The sequence below is a fragment of the Escherichia sp. E10V5 genome (assembly GCF_004212315.1).
Lineage (GTDB): Bacteria > Pseudomonadota > Gammaproteobacteria > Enterobacterales > Enterobacteriaceae > Escherichia.
Window position 1 is genome coordinate 23,412 of record NZ_RHJM01000042.1, and the last position, 8,556, is coordinate 31,967.

At 51.5% G+C, this 8,556-nt stretch carries 16 protein-coding genes, 1 pseudogene and 1 other annotated feature; of the genes and pseudogenes, 14 read left to right on the forward strand and 3 right to left on the reverse strand.

Annotated features, from left to right (window positions below):
• Nucleotides 1–126: a sequence feature (Phe leader region), on the reverse strand.
• The 3 genes from pheL to D9738_RS22965 form a co-directional block, all read right to left on the reverse strand.
• Complete coding sequence (pheL, locus tag D9738_RS22955) at nucleotides 78–125, reverse strand: pheA operon leader peptide PheL (RefSeq protein WP_100229775.1); 48 nt, start codon at nucleotides 123–125, stop codon at nucleotides 78–80. (Overlaps the previous feature by 48 nt.)
• A gap of 166 nt (nucleotides 127–292) precedes the next feature.
• Nucleotides 293–1,282, reverse strand: coding sequence for a tyrosine-type recombinase/integrase (locus D9738_RS22960; RefSeq protein ID WP_000974887.1), 990 nt, complete (start codon nucleotides 1,280–1,282; stop codon nucleotides 293–295).
• A gap of 66 nt (nucleotides 1,283–1,348) precedes the next feature.
• A complete protein-coding gene (locus D9738_RS22965) occupies nucleotides 1,349–1,651 on the reverse strand; it encodes a helix-turn-helix transcriptional regulator (RefSeq protein WP_029392135.1) in 303 nt (100 codons plus the stop codon).
• Nucleotides 1,652–1,745: 94 nt separating this feature from the next.
• Between D9738_RS22965 and D9738_RS22970 the strand changes: the two genes are divergently transcribed.
• The 14 genes and pseudogenes from D9738_RS22970 to D9738_RS23030 all read left to right on the forward strand — a co-directional run bounded on the left by D9738_RS22970 (nucleotide 1,746) and on the right by D9738_RS23030 (nucleotide 8,448).
• Entirely contained in the window at nucleotides 1,746–2,072 is a 327-nt protein-coding gene (locus D9738_RS22970) for a Cox family DNA-binding protein (RefSeq protein ID WP_001001391.1), read from the forward strand.
• Between the two features lie 18 nt (nucleotides 2,073–2,090).
• Complete coding sequence (locus D9738_RS22975) at nucleotides 2,091–2,432, forward strand: DUF4761 family protein (protein WP_130261278.1); 342 nt, start codon at nucleotides 2,091–2,093, stop codon at nucleotides 2,430–2,432.
• Nucleotides 2,433–2,442: 10 nt separating this feature from the next.
• Nucleotides 2,443–2,721, forward strand: coding sequence for a hypothetical protein (locus D9738_RS22980; RefSeq protein WP_081178290.1), 279 nt, complete (start codon nucleotides 2,443–2,445; stop codon nucleotides 2,719–2,721).
• An 11-nt stretch (nucleotides 2,722–2,732) separates the two neighbouring features.
• Entirely contained in the window at nucleotides 2,733–2,975 is a 243-nt protein-coding gene (locus D9738_RS22985) for a DUF4754 family protein (RefSeq protein ID WP_107183125.1), read from the forward strand.
• Nucleotides 2,972–3,085, forward strand: coding sequence for a hypothetical protein (locus D9738_RS22990; protein ID WP_041329713.1), 114 nt, complete (start codon nucleotides 2,972–2,974; stop codon nucleotides 3,083–3,085). The genes D9738_RS22985 and D9738_RS22990 overlap by 4 nt, the downstream gene beginning before the upstream one ends.
• A 92-nt stretch (nucleotides 3,086–3,177) precedes the next feature.
• Entirely contained in the window at nucleotides 3,178–3,546 is a 369-nt protein-coding gene (locus tag D9738_RS24955) for a hypothetical protein (RefSeq protein WP_001560995.1), read from the forward strand.
• An 11-nt stretch (nucleotides 3,547–3,557) separates the two neighbouring features.
• Entirely contained in the window at nucleotides 3,558–3,887 is a 330-nt protein-coding gene (locus D9738_RS23000) for a hypothetical protein (protein ID WP_096962407.1), read from the forward strand.
• Nucleotides 3,887–4,090 (forward strand): hypothetical protein, encoded by a 204-nt coding sequence (locus tag D9738_RS23005; RefSeq protein WP_000985718.1) that lies wholly within the window; start codon nucleotides 3,887–3,889, stop codon nucleotides 4,088–4,090. Before D9738_RS23000 ends, D9738_RS23005 begins: the two co-directional genes overlap by 1 nt.
• On the forward strand, nucleotides 4,087–4,332 hold the full coding sequence (locus D9738_RS23010; protein ID WP_130261279.1) for a helix-turn-helix domain-containing protein: 246 nt from the start codon (nucleotides 4,087–4,089) through the stop codon (nucleotides 4,330–4,332). The genes D9738_RS23005 and D9738_RS23010 overlap by 4 nt, the downstream gene beginning before the upstream one ends.
• Complete coding sequence (locus D9738_RS23015; protein WP_097478527.1) at nucleotides 4,329–4,628, forward strand: hypothetical protein; 300 nt, start codon at nucleotides 4,329–4,331, stop codon at nucleotides 4,626–4,628. Before D9738_RS23010 ends, D9738_RS23015 begins: the two co-directional genes overlap by 4 nt.
• 11 nt (nucleotides 4,629–4,639) lie before the next feature.
• Nucleotides 4,640–4,903: pseudogene (locus D9738_RS25315) on the forward strand (hypothetical protein); the annotation flags it as partial.
• 47 nt (nucleotides 4,904–4,950) lie between these two features.
• Complete coding sequence (locus tag D9738_RS25320) at nucleotides 4,951–5,181, forward strand: hypothetical protein (RefSeq protein WP_000013452.1); 231 nt, start codon at nucleotides 4,951–4,953, stop codon at nucleotides 5,179–5,181.
• Between the two features lie 72 nt (nucleotides 5,182–5,253).
• Complete coding sequence (locus tag D9738_RS23025; protein ID WP_050153952.1) at nucleotides 5,254–5,619, forward strand: hypothetical protein; 366 nt, start codon at nucleotides 5,254–5,256, stop codon at nucleotides 5,617–5,619.
• A gap of 6 nt (nucleotides 5,620–5,625) precedes the next feature.
• Nucleotides 5,626–8,448 carry a replication endonuclease gene (locus D9738_RS23030; protein WP_130261281.1) on the forward strand — a complete coding sequence of 941 codons (2,823 nt, stop codon included), beginning with the start codon at nucleotides 5,626–5,628 and terminating at the stop codon, nucleotides 8,446–8,448.
• Nucleotides 8,449–8,556: the final 108 nt, after the last annotated feature.

Genomic DNA, 8,556 nt, shown 5'->3' on the forward strand with positions numbered 1-8,556 from the left:
ATAAAAAAGGCCTCCCGATTTGGGAGGCCTTATTGTTCGTCTTCGCATTCTGTTTCACACGACGAAACGCCTCCCATTCAGGGGAAGGTAAAAAAGAATGCGAAGAAAAACGGCGTTTGTTTCATGTTTGTTTCCTTAAGCGACTTCAGTACAGTACCCGTACTGTTTTCATGCTGTCAACAAAAAACGCGCCCGAAGGTGCGTTGTAAAACCCACTGAATTCAATGTTTTCCCTTTGTTTTCAGTGGGTTTTGTTATTGGTGGGGGTTACTGATTACCCTATAAAACCCACTTATGTGGATGAAATGTGGATGCCTCCTTTTAATGGATTAAGTGAAATTGCATCCTGGAGGAAATCAGGAGCGAGGTGCGCATAGGTCATAGTTTGCTGGATCGTGGCGTGCCCCATAATTCGCTGGAGCGTAAGTATATTTCCTCCATTAATCATAAAGTGAGCAGCAAAGGTATGGCGTAGAACATGTACAGCCTGTCCTTTTGGTAGGTCTGGCTTAACACTGCGAAGCACCTTGCGATATTCCTCATAATTGACGTCAAACAAAAGGCCGGATTTCTTTGTTTTGATCTCACTAACAACTTCATCAGAGACAGGAATAATTCGAACTTTTCCGTTTTTAGTTTTGTTAAACGTCACGCGATTATTGATGATGTGTTCCGCGCGCAGATTTTTCGCTTCTCCCCATCTCGCCCCAGTACTGAGACAAAGTAGCGTAATCCGCCGAGCATCACCGCTTACTGCATCCAGCAATTTGGCGATTTCTTCCGTAGTGAGGTACGTCATTTCGGGTGATTTTCGTTTCAAAGAGGGGAGGGCGCGGAGTGGATTTTCTCCGTGAAATTCCCCGGCATTTGCCAGGAGTGTAAACATTCCTCCGAGATCCGACTCATCACGCCGAACAGTAGACTCTTTTACTCCCAAGGATAAGCGGGAGCTTCGATAAGCTGCCATGAAACGAGCATTAATCTGGCTAACCCTTGGATCATTCATTTCTTTGATGATTTTTTTCAATCTGGTTAGAACGCCGTTAGCATATGGCTTATTGCGTCCACCCAATTCCCACCATAACGGAAGCAGATCTGAGAGATGACGTTGCTCTGTTGGCTTTTCAAGCCATTCCTTATCGTGCATGTGGCTGAGAACATAGCGCTCAAAGGCCACTGCATCTGCCTTTTTCTTAAAAATCCGCTGAATCCGACGTCCACTTCGGCCACGCGGTCTAACATCCACTTTATATCGTCCACCATCGAGTGCTTTAATTGCCATTGGCAAGCCCTCCGGTGAAACGAGGAAAGACATTTCCAGTTTGTAAAACGTAAGAATAATAAAGGGTTAACCAATTTTCCTTTCGGATGGGGGTAAATCCGTTGGCTCTTGCCCATAGTGTGCGAGAGCCGGAGCTATCTGCCCGGATTCAGGCGCAATTTTTCCAGTCATAAACCACAAGGCATATTTTTCGAACCGCGGGCAATTTAAGATTTTCATCATTACATCCCCTTTGGGTATGGATTCGCCAGTCTCATAACGCCATAGCGCGTTATGCGGAATACCTATTAACTCCGCAGCCTCATTGCGACTTGTAATGCGCTCACTTTCACGCATTAGTTTTAGTTTTTCACCAATCTCCAAAATCATATTGCATTCTCCAAATATGTAGTGCATTATGCAAACAATGAGTTGAACTATGGGGTAAATATCTCACCTATACCCCAAACAGGGAGATTATCACATGAATGAAGAACTATTGAGGGCATTGTTTAAGATCCCAGACCCCATCACCGTCGATGAATTTGCTCGCCGCACGGGCAAGACCGAATCAGCCGTAAGAAAGTTGGTGGAACGTCGACTCATCCCTCTGGCCACTGAGCGTGAAGTTTTAGGCGAGGAAGGAAGTTCACGCCGCCTTCTCATCCTATGGAACGAGTGGCTCGAAATGGTCTATGACGCAACGAAACAGCTTCCTCCTGAGCGTAAAGATTGGCGCAACCACTGGCTTAATAAAGCCAAGAAGCTGGCGGAAGATTTGGGATTAGGCTTTCTTAATTTTGCTGCATGAGATGCAGGGAGTTTTGATATGAAACAGCAACGTAATTCACGCTTTCGTAATGGTGCTGAACGCCACGCTAATCGTTTCGCTACCAGTGCATCACGCAGCAACATCCGCTACAGCCTGAGCGAAACACACGCAACGCCGGATGGCTACCCAGTAAAACAAATCGGCGAGCACGCCTGGTTGATTGAGAAAGCTGGAATCGTGGTCCACAAATGCCCACGCAATCCGTTTACCGGAAACCGCATTTTTGCACTGAGCAGCGGCGACAATCAGTTCGGGCAGGATTTCACATTATACGAAGCACTTCGCACGGTTGATCGTCTGCTTCGCGGACAAAGTTTTATTAAACAGGTTGATTTATAACAGGTGATTTATGACCAAAGAGTATGCACAAGGTGTATTTATCCGTTTTATTGATTTTCGCGGTGAACTGTTATTACGTGCATCAGCTATTGATGCTGTAGCCCAGGCAGAAAAAAAAGCAGTTACTCACGTTTATGCGAACAACGCACAACTGATCGTGGAGCTTCCGTACCAGACCGTTCGCGAAGCCATTAACGAAGCTGAAAAAGCGCGCCAGGCTAATAGCGATGAACCCTATATCGAAATTATTTGTATGGATTCAGAAGCTGAAATTAAGAAAGCAGATTAAAGGGCGTTGCAATGGACCAGGAATACAAAACTCTCGTCAATAAAGCACTTGAGCGTTTCCATTTTCGCATAAGCGCATCAGGCACTCATGCTGAGCTCGCAGCCAGAGAGTCATTGACCAGGGCCATCAAGAGTATATACGACACAGCTTTTTACATTGACGACCCGGACGCGCTCGACGAGCTTTCCATACTCGTCTGCGCCGCAGAAAACGGGGACCATATTGAGCCATATAAACTGGGGAATATTGCATGAGTATATTTATCTCATGGCTTGTTCTGATTATTTCGGTGGCCTGCGCTATTGGAATTATGCGAATTATTCATTCAGTGAAAAAGATTGAGCGTTTTTTCTCTGACGAATAACAGCACAAATAAAACACCACATTAAATAAGAAAACGTGAAAGCCATCCGCATTAGCGGAGGTATTTGTACATCCAAATAACGGAGAAAGAAAATGAACGCAAAAACCGAAGACACCCTTATCTCTCTGAAAATGTTATCCGCGATGGAGCGTGAAATGCACGAGCGAGCAACAAAGGTAGGCGCTCACATTCTCAGCGTTCATGCACTGATGGTAGCCGGCGTCATAGAAAATGCCGCCGAGCTCATCGAGGAGCAACACAAGGAAATTAGCGACCTTAAAGCTCAGCTCGCAAACGTAACATCTGCATCCGACAACAAAGGGAGAGCCGTTCGCCTGGCCAACATGGATGCTTGCATTTATGTAATCGTGGGTGAAAACCCGGACCTTTTCCTTCTGAGACGACTAACCGAAGACAGGGCATTTGAAGTCCACAAGTCCGAAGTGACCTTCATTAGCTGACGGGCGATGCAATGGAAAAGCTGAAATACCACATGACTCTGATGAGTCACATTCTGAAAAGCGCAAGTGGCTTTTGTGTATACCCGTTCAGCCCTTCATGGGATGCAGAGCTACAGCAGCTACTGAATGAAGGCGTTCTCGTCGCAACGGACGAGCACAACGCGATTTTTCATCACAACGGCAACGTCGTTGAAGTATGGATTGCTAATCGCTGGTACGGCTACGGCTGGCTGAACCGCGTTAACGGACGCGAGACTGACGCCCGTTGCACCCGCCCACGCTTTCGCACCATGTACCGCCTGCATCAAATGGTGCAGGCCTTCCAGGCAAAGGAAACGTAATGGCAATTAAGCGTTTTTCCGTCATTCGTTTCACCTCCAGAGGGCGTGAATACGAAGTTGACGAACGGCTGATTAAAACGCTCGACCGTCACCGTTCGCAACCTGACGCGCATCACATTTATCTCACTGACGACACTTACTTCTGCGCCACCAACGTGGTGCAGGTGAATCTTATCAGACAGGTACAGGAGTCACGCCGATGACCATTCTGGACTACATTGCCGCCAATCCGGGCTGTAGCGGTGGAGAAATCGCCGCAGCACTGAATACCCCAACTACAGCCATTAATGCGGAGTTACGCCGACTCTGGCGCAGCGGTTCAGTCATAAGAAAAGAGCGCAAAACAGGCGGTCGCTTTTCTTACCAGATAAACCCGATGCCGTTCGGGTGCAGCAATCCACTTACCAACATGTTTAACCAGCTACTGAAGGAAGCCAGAGCATGAGCGCCATCAACCACCAGGAATTACGCGAACTGGCAACTGACCTTCAACGAATGGCAACGCATCAAAAATTACTGGCGTTTCGCGCAATGCTCTCGCCGTCTGCTGTGCTGGCACTGCTGGATGAGCTGGAGCACGCCAGAACCACGGCTCCTGCCATTCGCCTGACACTCCATCATGAAATTGCTGATTTCTGCGCGACGCTGGAGGCACCAGGCGAACCGGAAACGCCGGAAGCAATACAGCAAGAGCTGCTGCAACGCATTGACAAGGTTTTTGATTTTTTTCTGAACCACTAAGAAACCAGAACATGCACACACAAAAAAACCGCTTGCCATGCCGCAATCAGTCAGGTTACATTTCCGCTGCACCTCATAAAACGGGTGCCGGGTTTCGCAGCCTGCTGACAACCAAAGCGCACAACCGCGCCAGCGGTTTTTTTGTGCGTACTGTATTGCCACGTCTTTTTCGCACACGAATTATGGCGGGGCGTACGGGGCCGACTTCGGTCGGGCCGGGTTCTTTGGTTGCCGGTACTGCGAACCCCGTACGTCTCGCCACCCACAGTTTCGCAGCTCTGGATGGTGAGTTTTCAAAACTTACAACCAAAGAGGCCACCCCATGGCAAACCGCAAACAGCACCGCGCTATCGCGGAGCGTCGTCACATCCAGACTGAAATCAACCGCAGACTTTCCCGCGCATTCCGTGTCGCTAAAATCATGCACATCAATATGCTGCATGAGCGTAGCTGCGAACTTTCAAACCTCTACTCATCCGCTGTTTTCAGCTATCTGGCGGATGATCTGCGCGAGCTTCAGCAGCTCATCCAGCAGCAAAACAAACTCCATTAATTCCTGTTCCGGGCCTTTCCTGCACCTTGCGGCGGGAGGCCTTCGCACATCTGTAACAAGAGGATTGCCGCAATGATTCTCGCCAACGACTTTCTTGAATATCTGCTCAACACAGAGCGTGATCTTGCCGTTCGCGTGCGTGAACGTTATGACATGTACCTGAAATCCCTGCCTGTACCGCAGCTCGCTGACGGAAAGATTGTTATTGATGGTCGTTACATGATTGACAGCCACGAGGGAAATTACAGGCTTTACCGTATTGAAGGTGGCACCCCGTCCGTTATTGGCATTTACCAGCGCCCATCCTCTGCGATCGTCGATGTGATTGCCGACAGCATCCGCATCACACATCACTATGCCGACACAGAAGACACCGTGCTGGAAATTCAGCGGCTGGCTACCGTCTGCCGCGACACCCTGAATGGCATGACGAAGTAAATCACTATGACGGCAGAGTACATCAGGGACTGGCAACAACCGCGCCACGCAGTGGGGCGTGAAGGAACGGGGATCCCCGCTCCTGAATCCGCGCTTTCCTCCTGGCTGGATGCCTACCGGGCAGAGAACGAGCGCCGCAAGGAAATGGCTGATGCGGCGTTCTCCGCCACGCCGCTGGGCAACCTGATTAATAAAAGCCTGGACGCACAGGAAAAACAGGACAAAACCATCACACTGGCAGGAGACGCCAGAAAACAGGCACGCGGCGCAGTGGATGAAGCCATGGCCTCGCTGCGCCTGCTGCCGTCCTATCTGCGCGATCCGCTTATTCGCCACCTCTCCTTCCTGCGCAAAAAACAGGAAGCCGATCGCCGGAAAGGCAAAAAGAGCTGGCAGGCGGAACGCTATGCACGCGGAACCCTGCGCAAAATATTCGAACGTCTGGACCGCACCGATCACCGCTGGCTGACACCGGGTTATCGCTCCCTTGCCGGACGCGAACGCCTGGACGATTTGCTTTACCTGCCGCAGCTCAACAAACACCAGATACAGACGCTGGCCACCATGACGGCGGCGATGTTCAGCAGCACCTTCGAAAAACTCTGCGATGGCTTTGGCGCGACCGATGGCGAGCTGACCATGGATGTAACGCTGAAGGCGTATCAGATGCTGGCCCGCATGGCGTTACACCTGCACGCCATGCCTCCACATTATGACGCACTGACAACAGACAAAGACCGGAGGAACGAACCAGACACGGAGCTGCTGCCGGGCGCAATCCTTCGCCTGACCTGTGCGGAATGGTGGAAACGCAAACTGTGGCTGTTACGTTGCGAGTGGCGGGAAGAACAACTCCGCGCCGCCTGTCTGGTTTCCAGAAAAACATCGCCCTATCTGAGCCAGGACGCGTTAAGCGAGTTTCGCGCACAGCGCGAGAAAACACGCGATTTCCTGAAAAGTTTCATGCTGGAAAATGAAGACGGGTTCACGATTGATCTCGAGACGGTGTATTACGCGGGAGTAAGTAACCCGGTTCACCGTAAGGCAGAAATGATGGCCACCATGAAGGGACTGGAACTTCTGGCCGAAGCCCGTGGCGACAGAGCGGTGTTTCTGACCGTCACCTGCCCGTCAAAATACCACGCAACAACGGAGAACGGTCATCCGAACCCCAAATGGAACGGGGCCACCATGCGCGACTCCAGCGATTACCTGGTTAACACGTTTTTTGCGGCGGTCCGCAAAAAACTGAACCGCGACGGCCTGCGCTGGTATGGCATCCGCACGGTGGAGCCTCACCATGACGGCACTGTGCACTGGCATATGATGGTCTTTGCACATCCGGACGAGATTGAAACCATCGTGTCCCACGTCTGCGATATTGCCATTCAGGAGGACCGCCACGAGCTGGGCGATGACATAACTCCGCGTTTTAAGGCGGAGTATGTCGACGGCTCAAAAGGCACACCAACCAGCTACATCGCCACCTACATCGGAAAGAACCTGGACAGCCGCGCCGTGGATGGCATCGACCCGAAAACGGGCAAGCCACGCGTTGACCACGAAACCGGAAAATCAATGGCCGAGAGCGTGGAGCGCGCCATCGGCTGGGCGCGCCTTCACCGGGTCCGTCAGTTCCAGTTCTTTGGCATCCCCTCCCGTCAGGTGTGGCGTGAACTGCGCCGCCTTGCCAGCCAGATGGCACGCAATCCGGAAGGCCCGCAACGGCTGAAAGATGATGCAATGGATGCGGTACTCGCTGCCGCCGATGCCGGGTGTTTTGCCACCTACATTGAAAAACAGGGTGGCGTGCTTGTTCCACGCAAGGACTACCTGATTCGCACCGCCTACGACCTCGCAGATGAGCTGAACGATTACGGCGAACAGAGCGTACAGATTTACGGGATCTGGTCACCACTCATCGGGGAATCCTCCCGTGTGTGCACGCATCCGGATAACTGGAAGTTGGTAAGACGTAAACCAGAACCAGAAGACAACGCCCACGAAAATGGTTTTGACCTTCAGGGCGGCCCTGCCGCCCCTTGGACTCGTGGCAATAACTGTCCCCGTGCACAGGAAACGGACAACAACGGGACAGAACAGCCGGAAGAACGACCAGCACCGTGGCCGCAGCTTCCTGACGGCGTTGATGTGGATGAATGGATGCGCTCACTGAAACGGCACGAACGCCGGGCGCTGATGCGTTCGCTGCGTGACAAACAGGCAAAAAACAGCAGTGATGAAATGCAGAGCTGGACACAGAGCCGCAAACAGCAGCGGCCTTTGCCTGATAACCACGAATTACTCGCTAAAGAATGGCGGGAGTCTGCCGAATCTCTCGGCCTGCATATCGGTGAACAGCAGATGCAGCACCTGTTGCGGGGCGGCAGCCTGTACGTTGACGGCAGCATCATTGCACCGCAGGGATTTGAAATTGTACGCAAACCGGATATCCGCCCGGACAGCCGAATCACGCAGCTCTGGCAGCGCCTGAGCCGCAATCACGGCGTAAGCAGCACGGAGATCCGTCATAACCCGGTCGCCAGCTATCTGGAACAGCTGGGGGCATCAGACCCCGAAGCCGCCGCACGCCTGGCATCCACACTTCAGCAAGACCAGAACACCATGAAAACACCCGTTACCGTGCTTTCTGACATGCTGCGCGCCATCCGTGACGCAGAGCACGCACAGAGAATCAGTGAAACCACTGAACGCGCCCGCCGCAAAGCAAACCTGCTGCGGGGTGGCCTGACCAGTGGAAACAAAAAACAGACAGAAACGGGATTCACAAATCCCGTAAATGAGCAAAAAACGCGCCGCGATATATGAAGCGCGCACAAAACAGGCGAAAGCGGGATTTCAGAATCCCGTAACCGATTAATTAATCAACATAAGGAAAATCGACATGAAAATTTGTATCGACGACGGCTCCACCAA